The sequence below is a fragment of the Comamonas sp. genome, from assembly GCF_036643215.1.
Classification (GTDB): Bacteria; Pseudomonadota; Gammaproteobacteria; order Burkholderiales; family Burkholderiaceae_C; genus Comamonas.
Genome location: NZ_JAVXSJ010000021.1, coordinates 42,546 through 61,894, shown reverse-complemented (window position 1 = coordinate 61,894; position 19,349 = coordinate 42,546). Strand labels below are relative to the sequence as shown.

The window sequence follows — 19,349 nt, the reverse complement described above, 5'->3', positions numbered from 1 at the left end:
GCATGCACGTATCATGGTTTCAGTGCCTTGCCAGTGCGGCTGAGCAAGGCGTGCGCGGTGGTTGTGTTTGCATCATGAGCCTGTATCAGGCAGCTTGCCAGCCATCTCCCGCAGGTGTTGCACCCGGCTTTTCAGCCATTTCTGACAGCAGTTTCGCTGTCCATCACGCAACGCTGCCTGCAGCAAGTCGGATCCATTGCTTGGCTTGGTGTCCGACATTGAAACAGGAGGGCGCCGATGTTGTCCGCATCGCAAACGATTCTGAACTGGTGTGTCTTGGTCATCGCAGCGGCTTTGCTCGGTCATCTGGTCCATCGCTTTACCGGTTACCCGCGCATGCTGGGTTACACGCTGGTCGGGCTGGTGGGTGGTTGGCTGGGTTTTGGTGATTTGCCATGGCCGCTGCAAGGCAGCACTTTGCTGCTGCTGGAGGTCGCTGTGGGCGTGAGCCTGCTGTTGGCGGCATCGCAGTTGTCCTTGCCCTGGCTGCTGCGCCAGCCGTGGCTGATCTTGCAAAGTCTGGGTGAGTCGCTGCTGACGCTGGCTCTGGTTGGCGGGGTGCTGCGGGTGCTGGGCTGGGATTGGTCTGTGGCTCTGGCTGTGGGCGTGGTGTCCATGGCGGCATCACCTGCTGTTTTGCTGCGCATTGCCGATGATCTGCGTGCCAGCGGTGCGGTTACCGATAGAAGCCTGCTGCTGGCCACGATCAGCACCTTGCTGGCGCTGTTGGGCGCGCTTGTGTTGACGGTGGTGTTTCTGCCTGCGGCAGCCGCTGCTGGTGGCGGGCTGCAGTTTTCAAGTGCCGGTCTGGGGCGCTTGCTGCTCAGCGTTCTGTTCACCTTGCTCTGGGCTGCGTTGCTGACAGCCGCTTTCTGGCCCGTGCTGCGCTGGCAGTCTTCGCGCAGCGACACCACGGCCTTGTACCTGCTGGCCGCCATGGTCGCGGTTTGCCTGCTGGCCCAGCAGTGGGGCGGCTCTGCCGCGTTGGCCTTTACGGTGGCGGGGCTGCTGCTGCGCAATCTCAGCCCCCGGCCGCTGGTCTGGCCTCAGGCTTTTCAGGCCGCCAACGCCATGCTCAATCTGCTGATGTTTGTGCTGGTAGCCAGCATTGCTGCGCAGGTCGGGCTGTCGCTTGCTCTGATTTCTGTAGTGGCTAGCGCTCTACTGGCAAGGCTTGTGGCCAAATTTTCTGCAATTTTGCTACTGGGCAACGGCACGGCCATTGGCTGGCGCAGGCAGTGGCCCGTGGCTTGTGGGCAGATCGCGCTGTCGGGCGTGGCCTTGCTCATGGTGTCTGGGCTGGTGCAGCAATGGTCCGTTTTCAACCTGGGCGTGGCCCAGCAACTGGCGGCGATTGCCCTGCCCATGATTGCCTTGTGCGAGGTGCTGGGCGTGCTGCTGGCTGCTAGTGCCCTGTGGCGCAGCGGCGATGCGCATCGGGGCATGGGCCGCGCCGCATTGCAAAGAGGGGAGAAGCGCCATGACAGCTGAAACACAATCTCAGAACCCTAGGGAGAAGCTGGGCGAGTTCGCCCTATCGCAGGCTCTGTCGCTGGGTGTAGAGCTTGAGCTGCAACTGCTCAGCACCCATCACTACGACATGGCGCCTTATGCGCCCGACATGTTGGCGCTGCTGAAAAATGCCAAGGTCCCTGGCTCCATCGTGCCCGAGGTGACGGCCAGCATGATCGAGATATCTACCGGCATCTGCCAGGATGCGCAGGATGCCTATGAACAGCTCAGCGTGACGCGCGATGCGCTGGTCAAGGCGGCAGATCGCCTCAACATCACACTGGCCGGTGGCGGCACCCACCCGTTTCAGCAATGGCACCAGCAGCGCATTTATGACAAGCCGCGCTTCAAGGAGATGACGGCGCTGTATGGCTACCTGACCAAGCAATTCACCATCTTCGGCCAGCATGTGCATGTGGGCTGCCCCAGTGCGGACGATGCGCTGATGATGCTGCACCGCCTGTCGCGCTACATTCCGCATTTCATTGCGCTGTCTGCCTCCAGCCCCTTTGTGCAGGGGCAGGACACGGCGTTTGACTCAGCCCGGCTCAACTCCGTTTTTGCTTTCCCGCTCTCGGGCCGCGCGCCGTTTGCACTGCACTGGGAAGACTTTGAGCGCTACTTTGACAAAATGGCTGCCACGGGTGTCATCCACAGCATGAAGGACTTTTACTGGGATATACGCCCCAAGCCCGAGTTCGGCACCGTGGAGGTGCGAGTGTTTGACACACCGCTTTCCATAGACCGCGCTGCGCAGCTGGCGGCCTATGTGCAGGCGCTGGGGGCCTGGTTTCTGAGCGAGCAGCCTTTTGAGCCCAGCGAAGATGACTATCTGGTCTACACCTACAACCGTTTTCAGGCCTGCCGCTTTGGTCTGGACGGGACCTATGTGGACCCGGTGAGCAGCGAGCAGCATTCGCTGCGCGAGCATATCGCGCTGACGCTGCAGAAAATCAGCAGCTACGCCCCGGCCAATGGACGCAGCGCGCTACAAGATTTGAAGCAGGTGCTGGGGCCACAGGGTAACGATGCCTGCTGGCTGCGCGAGCGTTATGCCAAGGTGCAGCAACTGCCTGAGGTGGTGCGCCAGGCCTCGCTCAGGTTCAGTGGCCGGGGCTGATGGATGGGGGGTAAGCGTGAATTGCTGCTGAATCGATCAGCAGGGCGAAATGTACTTGACGCGCGAAGTTGCAAATCTTTACGATTGCGCGGTAAGAAGGCCTGAATTGCTTTTCTACTTCAGGTCTTGTTTGTCTCATCGCGTCTCACAAGCAGTGCCTGCCATTATTCGAGAAGAACGAATTCATGGTTGCTACCGTCATTCTTGGCATGCTCTGCGTGCATCTGCTGTGCTTTTGCGTCATGTTCATGCTGATCAGCCGTCGGCTGCATGGCAAAAAATTGGGCATGGAAGTCTTTGCGCTGGGCAATCTTCTGCTGGGCTGCGCCTACATCATGCAGTTGCTGGGCGGCCAGCCGGGGTGGAGCCTGATCAGTGCGCTTAATCACACGCTGACGCTCTGTGCGCCCGTCACCTATTTGCTGGGGGCACTGCATTTTTTCAATCGCCCGGTGCCCGTGCTGCGGCCGCTGCTTGCGGTGGCGGTGATCTATACCGGCGCTCAGGCTCTGGTGCAGTGGACGCTGGGCCAGGAAGCGCGCCAGGCCCTGCTGGCTGCATCATGCGCCTTGCTGTTTCTGGGCATGGCCAGTGCGTTGATCAGTGGCATTCGCAGCTTTGCCAAAGACACGCCGGTAGAGACTGTCGTGCTAGCCCTGTTGATTGCCGGCATTGGCGTGCTGAACGCCGTGAAGTTCGCATTCATCTTGCAGGGCGGCCTGGAGGCGCTGAACATGAACAGCCGCTTTCAGACGGTGTTCTACCTCTATATGTCTTTTCTGGGGACAGTCATTCCGCCAGCCGTCGTCTGGCTGGTTCTGCGCCGTCTGGCGGATGAACTCAGCGCCATGGCCGCGCATGATCCGCTGACGCAGTTGCTCAACCGCCGTGGTCTGCTCAATGGGCTGGAGCAGCACTTTGCTGCCAGAAATGCCACACCCGCCCATGTTTTGATCGTAGACATCGACCATTTCAAGCGCATCAATGACAGCTATGGCCACAAGTTTGGCGACATGGTGCTGTGCCATGTCGCCGAGGCGATTCGGAAAAGCACCCGCAAGAGCGATCTGAAATGCAGGCTGGGCGGCGAGGAATTCTTGATTGTCTGCCTGGGGCTGGAGACGGCGGAAGCCATGAGACTGGCTGAGCGCATACGTGCTGCGATTGCGCAGATCGAAATCCCCGGCATCAGCATGCACGGCCCCGTTCGCTGCACCGCCACCCTTGGCGTTTCAGCACCGTTTATGGATGTGCAGTCATTTGATCATCAGCTGGCGCTGGCCGATGCCGCTCTGTACCGGGGTAAGAAATCCGGGCGCAACTGTGTGCAATGGGCTGGCCCGGAAGATGTTGGTCCGGACGCTGTACTTGGCGAAAAGCCAGGTGATCTCAGGAGGCCACTACCTTGACGGCGTAACCCTTGCCGCTGGCAATCACGTCCAGCAGGCGGTCGATGTTGGGGTGCGCACCGGGGCGGGCCTTGGCGTCTTCGGTGTGCTCGGCAAACAGCTGCAAACCTTCTTCAGCCGCCGCGACATTGATGCTGCCGTGCTTGGCAAACAGCGCGTTATAGACAGTGACCGAACCGGTCTTGCCCGGCGCATTGGGGATGCTGGCAGACAGATTGCCAGCTGCATCGATCAGTTGCAGCTCGGCAATATGAGCGATAGAGGGGAGTTGCTTGAGGTTGTCGGCAAAGGCCATGGTGTGCTCGCGTGAGTTTTCGTCGAAACCATGGATTGTGGGCCATGCACAGGTCTTTTCGGTTCAGCCTCAGTCCGGTTGAGTCATTGCTTGAGCGACAGGCGTACCGGCCTTTGTACTTGCCTCTGTACCTGCCTTTAATGCGTGCAGGGCTTGCTGCATTTTCTCAAGGTGCTGGGCGTACTCGGGCAGATCGGCCAGCTCATGCATCTCGCGCTGCATGACGCCTTGTACTTGCTGGGCAAAAGCAGACCACTGAGGCATCTCCATCAGCACATGGGCTGTTTGCAGCAGATCGGGCTGGGCGCCATAGGCCAGAGACAGCTTGCGCACCACATTCAGCGCAAAAGGCGGGCACAGCAAAATCTGCACCGCGATGGAGCGTGCGGTGGCCCTGTCACTGTATTGTTCACCGTGCCCATGCTTGCCGTGGCGCCATGCCAGAACGCTGATGCAGGCCGTGCACAGATAGATCAGCGCCAGTGTGATGAGCTGGGCCAGTTCTGAATGCAGCACCAGCAGCGCGGCAGGCAGGGCTACAAACAGCAGAGCGCCCAGCAGGTAGAGCGGCAGGGTGAAAGCCCTGAAACTGCTGGCGTGTGTGGCCAGCGCAGTTGCAGGCCTTGCATCACCGGGCAGAGTGATCTGCGTGGCATTCCAGCGCAGGCGGTAAACGGGCTGGTGAATGGCAAAAATAGAGGGCCACAGCAGCCAGTTCTGGCGCAGCTCAAAGCCCTGGCTTGCCAGTTGTGCCAGCCAGCCACGGCGGCTTTTGCGCAGCAGGCCTTCTTCGGGCTTGAGCAGAAGTGCGGTGTCGTACAGATAGAACAGGCAGATGATCAGAACAATCTGCACCTGCGTGGTGATCGTGAAATACAAGGCGCAGTGGCTTTCTAAAAACAAACCCCGCGATCTTAGCGATACGCGGGGTTGTCGCGGGGTTGTGAGGTAGGGCGCTGAATCAGCCGATCAATCAGCCAGTTAAGCAGCCGGCTTTTTATTCAGCAGATTTTTTGCGGCCAAACAGCTTGCCAACGCCCGCGAACAGGGCGACAGCTCCGGCGATGAGGAACTTCCAGGTCGCTGCCAGAAAGCCGCCAATAATGCCCCACAGGCCCTTTTTGGTGGCGACGGCTGCTGCGCCGCCCAGCACCAGTGCGCCCAGACCGATAGCGGCCACCTTGTCGCCATTTTTGAACTCGGTATAGGTTTGGCCGCTGTTGTAGTCGAAGCCGGTCAGCACTTTCTGAAACGCTGCGGTGTTCTGGCTCAGGGTCTCGGTGTCAGACACCAGAGTGGCCGTCATCACGCCACCACGACCCAGAATGCGCGAGGTGTAGTTCACATTCTTCTCGCCCGATTCATCGCGCAGACGCAGACCCCATTCCAGGCGCTTGGTGGCCATGTCGTAGTGGGGAGCCACCTGCCAGCCGTCGGTGTAGAGGGCGGCCAGACCCAGTTTCTTGCGCTCTTCATTGCCGGCCTTGTCGCCAGACTTCATGGACTTGAGCAAATCGTCTGCATCGATTTTCTCGTCGTCCTTCACATAGCCGGTGTCGTCATAGGAGAAGACGGCAAACCAGTCCAGCGACTTGGGTGCTATCAAAAAATGATCGCTGCTGGGCGGGTTGCCAAAGGCTTGCAGCAGCTTGGAGGTATCGGCCTGACCAAGGAAGGCATAGCCCGATGGAATCTGAACGCTGGCCTCACCGGCGATTTCGCCTTTACCGCTTTCCTGCCAGTTCAAGGCCTTGATTTCAGCAGGCAGCTCTGGCGCGGATTCGGTCTTGGCCCAAACCCCCAGAGACAATGAAATGCCGAGCAGGGCGGCGGCAATGGTTTTTATCATGCGATGAACTCCCGTGTTATGAATCTATTAATGAAAGCTATTTTTATCAGATATTGATAGTTTTATGCAAACACCAATGACGAAGCTGATGTAAATACGCCGCAGCGCCGAGCGGGCGGAAACTGAGCTGACCAAAGCAGCGAGATTGATAGCGCCGGGCGCTTGTAGCATCAGGGGAAACTGCTTTATCTCAAAGGAATTTTTCATGACTGTGACTGAGACCTCTACCCAGACTCCCCACCCTTCATCCTTTTTAGCCCCGCACGCTCATCTGGGTATGGGCAGCTGGCATCTGGGTCAAGGGCGCCGTAGCTGGGATGAGGAAAAGCGGGCCTTGCTGACCGGTCTGCAACTGGGGCTGACGCTGATCGACACGGCCGAGATGTATGGCGACGGTCTGTCTGAAGAGTTGATCGGCGACGCGCTACGGGACTGGCCCGCCAGCCAGCCGCAGCCTTTTCTGGTCAGCAAGGTGCTGCCCATGAATGCCAGTCGCAATGGGGTTAAGCGTGCGTTTGAAGCCAGCGCCTATAAGCTGGGCGTGGACTGCATCGACCTGTACCTGCTGCACTGGCGCGGCAACACCCCGCTGGCCGAGACCGTGGCCGCGCTGGAAGAGCTGAAGGCGCAGGGAAAAATTCGGCACTGGGGCGTCTCTAATTTCGACACCGACGATATGCAGGAGCTGTGGCAGGTGCCCGGCGGGCGCAATTGCGTGGTCAACCAGGTGCTCTACAACGTCTTTAGCCGAGGCATTGAATATGACTTGCTGCCCTGGTGCGTGCAGCATGGTGTGACCGTTATGGCCTATTGCCCGCTGGGGCATGGCGAGCTGGTGGATGAATCGTTGCTGGCGGACATTGGCGAGCGGCATGGCGTCAGCGCCAGTGTGGTGGCCCTGGCTTGGGCCATGCGCAGCGGTCATGTGGTGGCCATCCCCGAAAGCGGCTCTAGTGAGCATGTGAGAGACAACGCCCGGGCGCTGCAGCTCAAACTCACTGAGCAAGATCTGGCGCTGATTGACAGCGCATCACCTGCGCCGCTCCAAAAAGAGCCGCTGGATATTCTTTAAGAGCGTAAACAGGCTCTAACCCAGATAGATAGTCCAAAGCCGTGCCTGCTATGCCCTATGCTAGATAGTTGACATATTAGCTACCTGAGAAAAAGAGACAACACGGTGGAGACTATCCAGACAATGGCGAAGCGGGGCCTGAACCCCTCATGGATCATCGTTGCAGCGGGCGTCAGTGCTTCGCTGCATGTGGGCAAGCTGCCGCCGGCCGTGCCCGTGCTGCAGCAAGAGCTGGGCATATCGTTGGTGCAGGCTGGCTTTTTGCTCTCTACCGTGCAGGTCGCAGGCATGGCGTTTGGGCTGGTGGTGGGGCTGGGGGCCGATAAATGGGGGCTGCGGCGCAGCATGCTGGTGGGGCTGGCACTGATTGCCTTGTCCAGCATGGTGGGGGCTGCTGCCACGGGCTTTGCCTGGCTGCTGGCGCTGCGCGTGCTGGAAGGCATGGGCTTTTTGCTGATCGCCATGCCCGCGCCGGGCCTGATTCGCCGCAGCGTCAAACCGTCTGAGCTGGGTGCGCGCATGGGCTGGTGGGGCTCTTATATGCCTATTGGCAGTGCTATTGGCCTGTTTCTCGGCCCCTGGGTGCTGCAGGCGACCAGCTGGCAGACCTGGTGGATTGCGCTGGGTTGCACCTCCATTTTGGCCTTTTTGGCGGTATGGCGCATGGTACCTGCGGATGCTGCTCATGCTTTGGTAGCAACAACGCCTAGCAATGATGGCTGTCGGCCGCGCCTGGCGCTTACGCTGCGCAGCCCCGGGCCATGGCTGGTGTCGCTGGGCTTCATGCTGTATTCGAGCCAGTGGATGGGTGTCATCGGCTTTTTGCCCACGCTTTATGGGCAGGCAGGGCTTAGCGCCAAGCTGGCAGGCGTGCTCACTGCGGCGGTGGCGGCGGCCAATTTGCTGGGCAATGTGGCTTCTGGCAAGTTGCAAAAGCGTGGCTGGAGCCCCGCGCGCTGCTTGCAAACCGGTTTTGTACTGATGGGCCTGTGCGCGCTGCTGGCCTATGTGCAGGTTGGCGGCGAACCGCTTGCGCCGCTGTGGCTGCGTTTTGTGGCGGTGTTTTTGTTTTCGGCCACGGGCGGCCTGATTCCGGCCACCTTGTTCACCACGGCTATGCATCTGGCACCCAGTCCATCAACGGTGTCGACCACTGTGGGCTTTATGCAGCAGTGGTCTTGCGTAGGCCAGTTTGCCGGACCTCCACTGGTGGCCGCCGTAGCCATGCGGATGGGCGGCTGGCAGTTCACCTGGCTGGTGACGGGCAGCATGTGCGTGCTTGGCTGGTTGCTGGCGCTGGGCGTGAACCGCTGCTGGGGCCGCCTCAAAGTCTGAGGCGGTAGCGGGTTCTGATGCTCTGTATTTAGTAGCTCTCTGCGCTTGATGAGAAAGCGCTAGAGCCTGATTGGATGGTTTTTTTGCGCTGACTCAGATGATTTTCCAAGACAAGCGCGCATGATTTCTGCTGCGGCAGAGGTTACGCTGCAGTCTTCTGGAGGTTCATCATGCAAAAGCGCCAGTTTCTCGCCACCGCAGCTTCGCTGACGGCATTGTCATCAACACCCTGGCTCGCGGGCTGTGCTTCGCGCAAGTCTGCTGCGGTCAAGCCTGCAGATGCCATTTACTATGGCGGCCCGATTCTCACCATGAACGACGCCCAGCCTCAGGTGGAGGCGGTGGCCGTCACGGCTGGGCTGATCACGGCCGCAGGTCCTCTGCAAGAGTTGGAGGCGATGCGCGGCCAGGCCACGCGCATGCTGGATTTGCAGGGGCGCACGCTGATTCCCGGGTTCGTGGACCCACACAGTCATATCGGCGGCGTGGGGCTGCAGGCGATTGCTGCCAACCTGCTGCCGCCCCCTGATGCTGGCAATGCGTCCATCGCCGATCTGCAGCAGACGCTGCGTGAATACATCAAGGTCTCGCCCGAGGTCAAGCAGCTGGGCATCGTGCTGGGTTTTGGCTATGACGACTCTCAGCTGAAGGAAAAGCGCCACCCCACAAGAGACGATCTGGATGCGGTATCACGCGATCTGCCGATTGCCCTGATTCACCAGTCAGGGCACTTTGGCGCGCTCAATTCGGCAGCGCTGGCACGCGCTGGCATTGGGGCAGGTACGCCCAACCCTGAAGGCGGAGTGATTCGCCGCCGTGCGGGCAGCCAGCAGCCCAATGGCGTGCTGGAGGAAAACGCTTTCTTCCATACGCTGGGCAAGATCATGCCCAAGCTCACGCTGGAGCAGTCCATGGACTGGCTGGAAAAAGCCCAGAAGCTCTACCTGGAGTTTGGCTACACCACGGCGCAGGATGGGCGCTCAGACGCAGGCTCCATCGCCACCGCCATGGCCGCTGCCGAGTCGCGCCGCCTGGTCATCGATGTGGTGTCTTACCCCGACATGCTGCAACTGGGTGACAGCGCGCTCATGAACAAGCTGAACTTCAGCCGCAGCTATACCAATCGTTTTCGCATCGGCGGCGTAAAGCTCACGCTCGATGGCTCGCCCCAAGGCAAGACCGCCTGGCTGACTGAACCTTATCTGGTGCCGCCCGAGGGTCAGAAGCAAGGCTATCGAGGCTATGGCGCGATTAGCGACGCCAAGGCCAACGAACAAGTGGCCAAGGCCATCAACAACGGCAGGCAGATTCTGGTGCATGGCAACGGCGATGCCGCCATCGACCAGTTCATTGCTGCAGTGCGGGCCAGCGGCCCGGTCGAAAAAGCGCGGGCCGTGCGCCCGGTGCTGATTCATGGCCAGACACTGCGCCGCGATCAGATTCCTCAGCTCAAGGAGCTGGGTATCTTCCCCTCGCTATTCCCCATGCACACCTTTTACTGGGGCGATTGGCACCGCGATTCGGTGCTGGGCAATCCGCGCGCTCAGAACATCTCGCCCACGGGCTGGGTGCTGGAGGAGGGCATGGTGTTCACCTCTCACCACGATGCGCCCGTGGCGCTGCCCTCATCCATGCGCGTTCTCGATGCCACGGTCAACCGCACCACGCGCACGGGCAAGGTGCTGGGGCCAGAGCACCGAGTCTCGCCCTGGGTGGCCCTCAAGGCTCAGACCATCTGGTCGGCCTATCAGCACTTTGAAGATGACCGCAAGGGCTCCATCGAGGTCGGCAAGCTGGCCGACCTGGTGATTCTTTCAGACAACCCGCTGACCGTTGCGCCGCACCAGCTGGCGTCCTTGCAGGTGCTGGAGACCATCAAGGAAGGGCGCAGTGTCTACAAGCGCCAATAACTCCTGAAACAGTAGCGCCTGGCGCTTGCTATCTTGCTATACAAACGCTAGAGGCTGTTTTTATCTGAAATATGCCGGGTGTGGATGGATTCCACCCCGGTGTTTTCAGGGCAGCATGGCCGCTAAATTCAATCAGTGATAGAGTTATTCATAAACCTATTCATTGATTTATTCAAAACCTATGTCATCCACACTCGATACCAGTACAGATTTGCTCAGAAAGCTGCTGTCTGCAGGTGTCCAGACCAGTAAAAGCATTGCGCAGACTTTAGATGTCAGCCAGCCTACGGTGTCGCGCTTGCTTAAATCGCTGGGGGATGAGGCTATTCGTATATCTATTCATGGTTCTATTCAGTACGCCTTGCGAGATGCGCGGCGTGCGGGTCTGGAGTCCTCCGTTTCGCGCATCACGCCTGAGGGGAGGTTGCAGCGTCTGGGGCAATTGGTGCCGGTGCTACCGGAAGGTTTTGCCTTGCTGAGCGGGCAGGGGGCAGATAGCTATAGCGAAGGCTTGCCATGGTGGCTGTACGACATGCGGCCTCAGGGCTATCTGGGCCGGGCCTATGCACGGCAGAACGCAAGACGCTTGTCTCTGCCGCTGCGGCTCAGCGACTGGTCAGATACGCATGTGATTCAGGCTTTGCAGCAAAGCGGGGATGATCTGCCCGGCAATCTGCTGATGAGCGAGCAGGCCGAGCAGCGCTTTATCAATGCCGACTTGCCCCAGCCCGTGGCGCTGGCGGACAAGCTGGCCGGCTATGTCGCGCTGGCAGGTGCAGCCGAGGCCGGAGAGCTGCCTGGTTCATCCGCCGGTGGCGAGCAGCCCAAATTCACTGCCTACGTGCAGACGGGTTTGCCGGGCGATGCTGCGGCTGGAGCTGATGCTGACGCCGATAGAAATGCGGCCCATGTGATCGTCAAGTTCAGCGCCGCTGAAGATAACGCCGTCAGCGAACGCTGGCGCGATCTGCTGCTGGCTGAGCATGTCGCTCTGTCGGTACTGGCCGAAAGTGGCGTGGCGGCTGCCAGCAGCTGCGTGCTGGATGCCGGTGGTCAGCGCTTTCTGGAGGTGCAGCGTTTCGATCGCGTGGGAGCCATGGGGCGCGTGGCCTTGCTGTCACTGTCGGCGCTGGATGCTGAATTTGTCGGCAGCGGTGGCTCTTGGCATGAGGTCACGCAGGCCTTGATTGCGCAGGACTGCGTGGTCAGCTTAGCTGCGCATGGCGCGGCGCTGCTTTGGGCGTTTGGCACTTTGATTGGCAATACCGACAAGCACAACGGCAACCTGTCCTTTACCTCAGACAAGGGTAGGCCGTACCAGCTGGCCCCGGCCTACGATATGACGCCCATGGGCTTTGCCCCCCATGCAGGCGGCGGCATGAACCACCAACTGAGTGCACCGCTTATCGTGCCAGCCATCAGTGGTGATATCTGGCGTGCGGCACTGGAGATGGCTCAGCGCTATGCGCAACAGCTGGCAGCAGAGCCGCGCTTCAGCCCACGGTTTGCGCCTTGCATAGAGGCTACGCAGGCGCATCTGGCCGCAGCTCAGATGCGCATTGACCGGCTGGCCTGACGCTTTTCACGGCCAGCTTGCCTATTTACTCAATATCCTCGCGGTATTGCGGTGCAGCGCTGCGAAAGCCACCGGTGATGATGCCCAGATACAGCAGGCCAATGCTGCCCCAGATCAGGCCCGAGGTCAGCGACGTCATCTCCACCTTGAGCCACATGGCGCCCACGCTCATAAAGCCCAGCACGGGCGTGACGATGTAGCGCAGCACATCACCCACGGTGTGCCAGCGCTGCTGGCGCCAGACATATTCGGCCAGCACGGACAGGTTTACAAAGCTGAAGGCCGTGAGCGCGCCAAAGCTGATGAGCGCGACCACGTATTCCAGATTCAGAAAGCCTGCGGTCAGCGCCACCGCACCGACCAGCACAATGTTGTAGGAAGGCGTGAAGGACTTGGGGCTGATGTGGCCGAAAAAGCGCTTGTGAATCACGCCATCACGCCCCATCACATACATCAGGCGCGAGACACCGGCGTGCGCTGCAATGCCTGAAGCCATGACGGTGATGATGGCAAAGGCCAGCACCACCGACTTGAACAGCGCACCACCCACCAGAAAGAGGATTTCGGGCTGGGTCTCATCCACGGCTTCAAAGTACTGCTTGGGGTCGCCCGGAAAGTACAACTGCAGAAAGTAGGTGGCGGCAATAAAGATCAGGCCCGAGATCAGCGCGGTCAGAAAAATCGCCTTGGGTAGCGTGTTTTCGGTGTCGTGCGTTTCCTCGGCCAGCGAGCTCAGCGAGTCAAACCCGGTAAAAGAGAAGCACAGAATCGTCGCCCCGGTAATCAGCGCGCCAACCTCGGCCTGGGCTGACCAGAACGGCGACAGGTTCCACAAGCTGTTGCCGCCATGCTCGGCAATCGGGCCCAGTGCGTTATGACCGGCATGCAGATCGCGCCAGACCATGAAGGTGAAGATGGCGATGATGAGCAACTGAAAGAAGACGATCAGCCCGTTGAAATTGGCCACAAAGCGAATCCCGCGCAGGTTGACCAGCACCATCACGGCAGTAAGGCCGACAATCCAGAACCAGTGGTTGACCTCGGGGAAGATGGCCGTCAGGTAGATCTTGGCCAGCAAGATATTGACCATGGGCGAGAGCAGATAGTCCAGCAGCGACGACCAGCCCACCATGAAGCCCACATTGGGGTGAATGGCCTTTTGCGCATAGGTATAGGCCGAGCCCGAGGACGGGTAGCGCCGGATCATATGTCCGTAGCTCAGCGAGGTGAGCAGTACAGCCAGAAGTGCCACAAAGTAAGAGGCGGGCACATGCTGCAGCGAATCGCGCGAGACCATGCCGAAGGTGTCCAGCAGCGTCATGGGCTGGATATAAGCCAAGCCGATGATGACCACATGCCAGAGCAGCAGGGTCTTTTGCAGACGAGGATGGGATGAGGCCGGGGCCGCAGCGGGCGGGCGATCAGTCAAGGCAGTCTTCCTTCTCAAGAACAAGAGTGCCGGGCTGTTTCCACCCCGGCCTGCGCATGAGCGCTGCACAAAGGCGGCGATCACATTGTTGTCTATGGTTTGGCGCACCCCGAAGTGGGGCGCCGTTCTTGGCTTTCGCGCCGGGCCAGACTTTGCGAGTCCCGCCCGCGCGAAAAACGCGACATTATCGGCCTTTGATTTGCAGGGTGTGAATATGCAGTGAAATTGCCTTCAAATTAAGGCGGAATAAGCGCTATCTGCTATGAATTAAAGAGCTTTAATAGAGCGCTAGCAAGCTGCTATGGGCTAGCGCCCCTCAAGCAGGCCGAGAATGCACTGCCATTCGGCTTCGCTCACGGGTGTGATGGACAGGCGGTTGCCTTTTTGCAGCACGCGCATATCGGTCAGTTCAGGGTGCTCGCGCAGCTCGGCAATCAGCAAAGGGCGGGTTTTGCGCAGGGCTTGCACATCCAGCATCAGCCAGCGCGGCTTGTCTTGCGGGGACTTTGGGTCGTAATACGGGTCGGCGGGGTCGAATTGCGAGGGATCCACGCGCAGGTTTCCCGCAATGCGGGCGATGCCATAGATGCCGGGCTCGGCGCAGCTCGAATGCCAGTACAGCACGCCATCGCCCACCTGCATATCGTCGCGCATGAAGTTGCGGGCCTGATAGTTGCGCACGCCGTTCCAGGCAATGGTCTGCGCGGGCGCGGCCAGAGCGTGATCAATCGAGTATTCGTCAGGCTCGTTTTTCATGAGCCAGTAACGCTGGCTGCTAGGTGTGGTGCTGCTGTCGTTCATGGAGATATTGTCGGGTACAGACAGCATAAAACGCTTAATCCTTGGACTGGCGTTGCCAGGGACCTCTGTCATTTTGCTGCCAGCTGCGAACCAGGTCGCTATTGCGCTGCAGCAGGTTTTTGGTATCCAGCCAGCGCTCGGGTATCTCCAGCTCAGCCTGCTCCACCACGCGTATGCAGTCCTGAATATGCCGCTCGCCCAGATAGCGCAGCGTGGCATAGCCAATGGAGGCGGCAGCGAGCTGACCTATTAGCGGTACATATTTGGCGGCTTGCTTGGTACTCAGTCTCAGGCCAATGACCTTGGTCAGGCGCAGCACCATGTCGCGTGTAATGAACTTGCCGATCAAAACGGAGCCCACCATGGCAATCGCTTTTTGTACCTGTTCGCGCTTGCCAGGGGTGAGCTGGTCCAGTTGCTCCGGTGTCAGGCCAAACTCTGCATTGATACGCGGGTAGAGGCGCGAGAGCAGGGCTGCATCTGTGGCCCAGTCCAGCCCGGGCACAGGCAGGCTGCTGGCCGCAGCGCTGATGAGAGCGCGTTTTCTCAGTAATTTGCGTGCACGGTCTGCGGCCAGTGCGACATCCTTGCGAGCCGTTCTTGTTGCAGACAGATTTCTGAAGCTTGGATCTTTTTTCCACATGATCGATAAAGAGATGATGGAAATGAAAAAAGGGGCTTGTCAGCCCCCTTGGTTTTTTCAACGCGATTATTTGGCCTTGCTGCGCACCATGCCATAAATAAACAAAAGAATCACTGCGCCAATGACAGAGGCAATCCAGCCAGCGGCTTCGCCGGCCTTGTACCAGCCCAGGGCTGAGCCCAGATAAGTGGCCACAAACGAGCCCACGATACCCAGCAAAATGGTCATGATCCAGCCCATGCTGTCATTGCCGGGCTTGATGGCCCGGGCGATCAGGCCAACGATAAGACCTACGATGATGGTGCCGATAATCTCCATGGTTAATTCCTTTAGATTATTTCAATATGAAATCACTCTACGCGGTTGCGTACAGCAATCTTGTCGGACGACATTGCATGTCCACGCGGGTTTGATTCTTTCACAGATTATTGGCGCAAGGCCTGTCTCCACAAGATGCTTTACAAAGCAAAAACGCCTGCAGGAGCAGGCGTTTTGTAGATGGCGCTGAAAAATCAGAGCTAAGTAATCAGGGCTGTATGGGCGACATGGCGCTGTAAGCCGCAGCCGTGGTGGCCGATGCGTCAGCACCTTCAACCCGGCGGGCGCCATCAAAGCGGCGTGCCCAGTAAGAGGTCTGCATGCTTTCTACACGCACGCTGGCACCTGTGCGCGGGGCGTGGATGAATTTGCCATCGCCCACATAAATGCCGACATGGCTGAAAGTGCGGCGCATGGTGTTGAAGAATACGAGATCACCGGGCTTGAGGTCGCTGCGGTCAATTTGCTGAGTGGCGTTGGCCTGTTCAGCAGAGACGCGTGGCAGCATCTTGCCCATGGTCTGGGAGTAGATTGCGCGAACAAAGCCGCTGCAATCGAAGCCGGTTTCAGCGCTGGTGCCGCCAAGGCGATAAGGCACGCCAAGGAAGCCCATGGCCGTCACCACCAAGTCGGAGGTTTTTTCGGCCACGTTCTGGCGTGCTTCACGCACGAAGTCAGTCGTCTTCTCGGCCACGGTGTGGCGAGCTTCACGTAACTGGGTGATGAGACCGCGGTTGACTAGCAACTGGGTCATGTCGTCGTCACGCTGTTCACTGGGCGCAGCATGCGCGGAAGTAACGCCGACAAAAAGAAGTGCAATAAGCCATCTGGACATGGGGGCTGAGAGTAACACGTTCATTTGTAGGATAGGGACTTTAATTCCAAGTTTCTGACCTGGTTTTTGATCTCCCTCAGTAAATGAACTTTACGCATAAGCTTATTGCGTAGTTTGCTCTTAATTTTGTAGCGAGTTGGGCTGCGTATTTTCCCTGTTCTGGTCACTGCGGAGTGGGTGCTGATGATTTCGTGCTATGTCTTGAAATCCTCGCTGCAATGCCTGTTTCACTGCCTTGGCGGCGGCTTGCAGCGACAATAGCGGCATTCATTGCTGGCAGATGGCGGGAGTGCTGAAAGTGCCTGCCCTCTGCTCCTCACTGCCGCAGGAATGTGCACATGCACATTGCCGTGCGGCAGCCAAATTATTTTGAGAAAGATTTGCCATGTTGTTAGAAGCTTCTGAGTCGCAACTGGTTCTGGTGGACTACCAGGACAAGCTCATGCCCGTCATCCATGAAGGTCAGCAAGTGCTGTCCAACGCCGTCAAGCTGGCCAAGATGGCCGAGTTGCTGGATGTGCCGGTCTGGGGTACAGAGCAGAACCCGTCGCGTTTGGGTGCCAATGATGCGGAACTCAAGTCGCTGTGCAAGAAGACACTTGAGAAGATGTACTTCAGCGCTGTGGCTGAAGGCTTGGGCGAATGGCTGCGCCCCCCCGCAAAGCCACAGGGCGGCAATGCACGCAGCCTGCCCAAGCATTTGCAAAAGCCCCAGGAGCAAGCGCCTGAGCGCAATATGGTGGTGATTGCCGGCTGCGAAACCCATGTTTGCCTGCTGCAGACGGCTCTGGAGTTGCTGGAAGAAGAGTTCGACGTCTGGGTGGTAACCGATGCGAGCAGCTCGCGCACAGAGCGCAACCGCGATGCCGCGTTTGACCGCCTGGCCGGTGCCGGTGCTGAGCTGGTGACGACGGAGATGGTGCTGTTTGAGTGGCTGCGTACCTGTGAAGACCCAGCCTTCAAGGACATGCTGGCCCTTGTCAAATAAGCGGCTCCAGCTATCAAAATAACAAAGCGCCTTCAGGGCGCTTTGTCGTTTCTGGGTGGAAGTTTCTGTGAAACAGCGACCTATCAAGGCTTGTCTTAGCGTCGCCAAGAGTTGCCGGATGGGATGAGGCCGCAATAAAGGAAATACCTTCTGGCGGTTTTGCGGCGATAGAAGTTCAATGGAGATGGGTAGCGCTTGTTATGAGTTGTCAGTCTTAGGCAAGCGCGTTATGAATAATTATGAATTCAGAAGGCTTTCTGCAATGGATGGAAAGCCAAGGAGACCTATTCATGAGTATGCGTTTCGAAGATTTCTACCGTCGCTCCATTGAGGATAGAGACCAGTTCTGGGCCGAGCAGGCTGAGCTGATCGACTGGCAGCAAAAACCGCAGCAGACCTGCGACTACAGCAATCCGCCATTTGCCAAATGGTTTGTGGGTGGCAAGACAAACCTTTGCCACAACGCCATCGATCGCCATCTGGCCGCGCGCGCCGACCAGAACGCGCTGATTGCAATTTCTACCGAGACAAATTCCGAAAAGGTTTACAGCTACGGCGAACTGCACGCCGAGGTCAACCGCATGGCTGCTGCTCTGCAAGCGCTGGGTGTGCAAAAAGGCGACCGCGTACAGATTTACATGCCCATGATTGCCGAGGCCTGCTTTGCGATGCTGGCCTGCGTACGTCTGGGGGCTATCCACTCCGTGGTGTTTGGCGGCTTCGCCTCGGGGGCACTGGCTTCGCGTATTGATGATGCAGAGCCCAAGGTCATCATCAGCGCTGATGCTGGCTCGCGCGGTGGCCGAGTGGTGGCGTACAAGCCCTTGCTGGACGAGGCGCTCAAGCAATCCACGCACCAGCCTGCGGGCGTGCTGATGGTCAACCGTGGCCTGGCTGATATGCCCATGCAGACGGGGCGCGACCATGACTGGGCCAGTCTGCGTGCTCAGCACCTGAATGCCAAGGTCGATTGTGTCTGGGTCGAATCGACTCACCCCAGCTACACGCTCTATACCAGCGGCACCACTGGCAAGCCCAAGGGCGTGCAGCGCGATACGGGGGGATACACCGTTGCGCTGGCGTCCAGCATGCCCAGTATTTTTGATGGGCAACCTGGTCAGACCTTTTTCTGTACCAGCGATATTGGCTGGGTGGTGGGTCACAGCTACATCATTTATGCGCCGCTGATTGCGGGCATGGCGACGGTTCTATATGAAGGCCTGCCGATTCGCCCGGACGCAGGCATCTGGTGGAGCATTGTCGAGAAGTACAAAGTCACCCACATGTTCTCGGCGCCCACGGCAATCCGGGTGCTGAAAAAGCATGACGCCGAATATCTGACGCGCTATGACATCTCTAGCTTGAAGGCCTTATGGCTGGCGGGGGAACCACTTGATGAGCCCACGGCCGCGTGGATCAGCGCCGCCATCAAAAAGCCCATCATCGACAACTACTGGCAGACCGAAACTGGCTGGCCCATCATGACGCTGTGCAACGGCGTGGAGAAGCAAGCGACGCGCTTTGGCAGCCCCGGCAAGGCGGTCTATGGCTACAACGTCAAGCTGATTGACGATGCAACGGGCGAGGAGTTGACGGGCGCGAACCAGAAAGGCGTGCTGGCGATTGAAGGCCCGCTGCCGCCCGGCTGCATGCAAACCGTCTGGCGCGATGACAAGCGTTTTGTCAGCACCTACTGGAGCAGCATTCCGGGCCGTCAGATCTACAACACCTTTGACTGGGGTATTCGCGATGAAGAGGGTTACTACTTCATCCTGGGCCGAACCGACGATGTGATCAATGTGGCCGGCCACAGACTGGGCACGCGTGAAATTGAGGAGAGCATTTCTGCCCACGCCCAGATTGCGGAAGTGGCTGTGGTGGGCGTGGCCGATACCCTCAAGGGGCAGGCTGCTCTGGCCTTTTGCGTAGTGCGTGATGCCAGCGTGGTCGCTGATGAAGCAAGCAGCAAGGCGATGGAAGCCGATGTGATGAAACTGGTCGATGCGCGACTGGGCGCGGTAGCCCGCCCATCACGCGTGATTTTTGTAACGGCGCTGCCCAAGACCCGCAGCGGCAAACTGCTGCGCCGTGCCCTTCAGGCCGTGGCGGAGGGCCGTGATCCCGGCGATCTGAGCACGATGGAAGACCCTGCGGTTCTGGAGCAAGTACAGCAGCGCCTGTAACTTCTGCGGTCCGCTGAAGCGCCAAAGAAAGGGGCGGTCATCAAGGGCCGCCGTCCCTTTCAGGGGGAAGGCGC

At 59.0% G+C, this 19,349-nt stretch carries 17 protein-coding genes; 9 read left to right on the top strand and 8 right to left on the bottom strand.

Going from position 1 to position 19,349, the window contains the following annotated elements:
* Window positions 1-237: 237 nt before the first annotated feature.
* The 3 genes from RSF91_RS14600 (at window position 238) to RSF91_RS14590 (ending at window position 4,041) form a co-directional block, all read left to right on the top strand.
* Window positions 238-1,491, top strand: a complete 1,254-nt coding sequence (locus RSF91_RS14600; RefSeq protein ID WP_332569103.1) for a cation:proton antiporter domain-containing protein — start codon at window positions 238-240, stop codon at window positions 1,489-1,491.
* The gene (locus RSF91_RS14595; RefSeq protein ID WP_332569102.1) at window positions 1,481-2,632 is read left to right on the top strand and encodes a YbdK family carboxylate-amine ligase; all 1,152 of its coding nucleotides are present in this window, start codon (window positions 1,481-1,483) and stop codon (window positions 2,630-2,632) included. The genes RSF91_RS14600 and RSF91_RS14595 overlap by 11 nt, the downstream gene beginning before the upstream one ends.
* A gap of 185 nt (window positions 2,633-2,817) precedes the next feature.
* Window positions 2,818-4,041, top strand: a complete 1,224-nt coding sequence (locus RSF91_RS14590) for a GGDEF domain-containing protein (protein WP_332569101.1) — start codon at window positions 2,818-2,820, stop codon at window positions 4,039-4,041.
* Here the strand turns inward: RSF91_RS14590 and RSF91_RS14585 are convergent.
* From RSF91_RS14585 to RSF91_RS14575, 3 genes are all read right to left on the bottom strand, one after another.
* On the bottom strand, window positions 4,022-4,336 hold the full coding sequence (locus tag RSF91_RS14585) for a DUF2322 family protein (protein ID WP_332569100.1): 315 nt from the start codon (window positions 4,334-4,336) through the stop codon (window positions 4,022-4,024). The two genes, RSF91_RS14590 and RSF91_RS14585, sit on opposite strands and share 20 nt — an antisense overlap.
* 69 nt (window positions 4,337-4,405) lie before the next feature.
* The gene (locus tag RSF91_RS14580; RefSeq protein WP_332569099.1) at window positions 4,406-5,215 is read right to left on the bottom strand and encodes a hypothetical protein; all 810 of its coding nucleotides are present in this window, start codon (window positions 5,213-5,215) and stop codon (window positions 4,406-4,408) included.
* Window positions 5,216-5,333: 118 nt separating this feature from the next.
* A complete protein-coding gene (locus tag RSF91_RS14575) occupies window positions 5,334-6,185 on the bottom strand; it encodes a DUF2167 domain-containing protein (RefSeq protein ID WP_332569098.1) in 852 nt (283 codons plus the stop codon).
* A gap of 277 nt (window positions 6,186-6,462) precedes the next feature.
* Here RSF91_RS14575 and RSF91_RS14570 point away from each other — a divergent pair, with 277 nt between their 5' ends.
* The 4 genes from RSF91_RS14570 to yjjJ all read left to right on the top strand — a co-directional run bounded on the left by RSF91_RS14570 (window position 6,463) and on the right by yjjJ (window position 12,078).
* Entirely contained in the window at window positions 6,463-7,257 is a 795-nt protein-coding gene (locus tag RSF91_RS14570; protein WP_332569114.1) for an aldo/keto reductase, read from the top strand.
* Window positions 7,258-7,380: 123 nt separating this feature from the next.
* Complete coding sequence (locus RSF91_RS14565) at window positions 7,381-8,592, top strand: MFS transporter (protein ID WP_332577555.1); 1,212 nt, start codon at window positions 7,381-7,383, stop codon at window positions 8,590-8,592.
* 170 nt (window positions 8,593-8,762) lie between these two features.
* On the top strand, window positions 8,763-10,502 hold the full coding sequence (locus tag RSF91_RS14560) for an amidohydrolase (protein WP_332569097.1): 1,740 nt from the start codon (window positions 8,763-8,765) through the stop codon (window positions 10,500-10,502).
* A gap of 181 nt (window positions 10,503-10,683) precedes the next feature.
* Window positions 10,684-12,078, top strand: a complete 1,395-nt coding sequence (gene yjjJ / locus RSF91_RS14555) for a type II toxin-antitoxin system HipA family toxin YjjJ (RefSeq protein WP_332569096.1) — start codon at window positions 10,684-10,686, stop codon at window positions 12,076-12,078.
* 25 nt (window positions 12,079-12,103) lie between these two features.
* Here the strand turns inward: yjjJ and RSF91_RS14550 are convergent, their stop codons facing one another.
* The 5 genes from RSF91_RS14550 to RSF91_RS14530 all read right to left on the bottom strand — a co-directional run bounded on the left by RSF91_RS14550 (window position 12,104) and on the right by RSF91_RS14530 (window position 16,023).
* Window positions 12,104-13,507: an APC family permease gene (locus RSF91_RS14550; protein ID WP_332569095.1), complete on the bottom strand. Its 1,404-nt coding sequence runs from the start codon at window positions 13,505-13,507 to the stop codon at window positions 12,104-12,106.
* A 306-nt stretch (window positions 13,508-13,813) separates the two neighbouring features.
* Window positions 13,814-14,308, bottom strand: a complete 495-nt coding sequence (locus RSF91_RS14545) for an EVE domain-containing protein (protein ID WP_332569112.1) — start codon at window positions 14,306-14,308, stop codon at window positions 13,814-13,816.
* Between the two features lie 34 nt (window positions 14,309-14,342).
* Entirely contained in the window at window positions 14,343-14,951 is a 609-nt protein-coding gene (locus RSF91_RS14540) for a hypothetical protein (protein ID WP_332569094.1), read from the bottom strand.
* 66 nt (window positions 14,952-15,017) lie between these two features.
* The gene (locus RSF91_RS14535; protein WP_332569093.1) at window positions 15,018-15,269 is read right to left on the bottom strand and encodes a GlsB/YeaQ/YmgE family stress response membrane protein; all 252 of its coding nucleotides are present in this window, start codon (window positions 15,267-15,269) and stop codon (window positions 15,018-15,020) included.
* A 208-nt stretch (window positions 15,270-15,477) separates the two neighbouring features.
* A complete protein-coding gene (locus RSF91_RS14530; protein WP_332569092.1) occupies window positions 15,478-16,023 on the bottom strand; it encodes a C40 family peptidase in 546 nt (181 codons plus the stop codon).
* 466 nt (window positions 16,024-16,489) lie between these two features.
* Between RSF91_RS14530 and RSF91_RS14525 the strand changes: the two genes are divergently transcribed.
* Together RSF91_RS14525 and RSF91_RS14520 are read left to right on the top strand one after the other, a co-directional pair.
* Window positions 16,490-17,092 (top strand): isochorismatase family protein, encoded by a 603-nt coding sequence (locus RSF91_RS14525; RefSeq protein WP_332569091.1) that lies wholly within the window; start codon window positions 16,490-16,492, stop codon window positions 17,090-17,092.
* Between the two features lie 290 nt (window positions 17,093-17,382).
* On the top strand, window positions 17,383-19,275 hold the full coding sequence (locus RSF91_RS14520; RefSeq protein ID WP_332569090.1) for a propionate--CoA ligase: 1,893 nt from the start codon (window positions 17,383-17,385) through the stop codon (window positions 19,273-19,275).
* Window positions 19,276-19,349 lie beyond the last annotated feature (74 nt).

Excerpts from the sequence above, each read along its gene's own strand:
- RSF91_RS14525 (WP_332569091.1), top strand. The coding sequence starts at position 16,490 with ATGTTGTTAGAAGCTTCTGAGTCGCAACTGGTTCTGGTGGACTACCAG.
- RSF91_RS14585 (WP_332569100.1), bottom strand. The coding sequence starts at position 4,336 with ATGGCCTTTGCCGACAACCTCAAGCAACTCCCCTCTATCGCTCATATT.
- RSF91_RS14535 (WP_332569093.1), bottom strand. The coding sequence starts at position 15,269 with ATGGAGATTATCGGCACCATCATCGTAGGTCTTATCGTTGGCCTGATC.
- RSF91_RS14540 (WP_332569094.1), bottom strand. The coding sequence starts at position 14,951 with ATGTGGAAAAAAGATCCAAGCTTCAGAAATCTGTCTGCAACAAGAACG.
- RSF91_RS14570 (WP_332569114.1), top strand. The coding sequence starts at position 6,463 with ATGGGCAGCTGGCATCTGGGTCAAGGGCGCCGTAGCTGGGATGAGGAA.
- RSF91_RS14530 (WP_332569092.1), bottom strand. The coding sequence starts at position 16,023 with ATGACCCAGTTGCTAGTCAACCGCGGTCTCATCACCCAGTTACGTGAA.
- yjjJ (WP_332569096.1), top strand. The coding sequence starts at position 10,684 with ATGTCATCCACACTCGATACCAGTACAGATTTGCTCAGAAAGCTGCTG.
- RSF91_RS14545 (WP_332569112.1), bottom strand. The coding sequence starts at position 14,308 with ATGAACGACAGCAGCACCACACCTAGCAGCCAGCGTTACTGGCTCATG.
- RSF91_RS14590 (WP_332569101.1), top strand. The coding sequence starts at position 2,818 with ATGGTTGCTACCGTCATTCTTGGCATGCTCTGCGTGCATCTGCTGTGC.
- RSF91_RS14575 (WP_332569098.1), bottom strand. The coding sequence starts at position 6,185 with ATGATAAAAACCATTGCCGCCGCCCTGCTCGGCATTTCATTGTCTCTG.
- RSF91_RS14565 (WP_332577555.1), top strand. The coding sequence starts at position 7,381 with ATGGCGAAGCGGGGCCTGAACCCCTCATGGATCATCGTTGCAGCGGGC.
- RSF91_RS14595 (WP_332569102.1), top strand. The coding sequence starts at position 1,481 with ATGACAGCTGAAACACAATCTCAGAACCCTAGGGAGAAGCTGGGCGAG.
- RSF91_RS14600 (WP_332569103.1), top strand. The coding sequence starts at position 238 with ATGTTGTCCGCATCGCAAACGATTCTGAACTGGTGTGTCTTGGTCATC.
- RSF91_RS14520 (WP_332569090.1), top strand. The coding sequence starts at position 17,383 with ATGAGTATGCGTTTCGAAGATTTCTACCGTCGCTCCATTGAGGATAGA.
- RSF91_RS14560 (WP_332569097.1), top strand. The coding sequence starts at position 8,763 with ATGCAAAAGCGCCAGTTTCTCGCCACCGCAGCTTCGCTGACGGCATTG.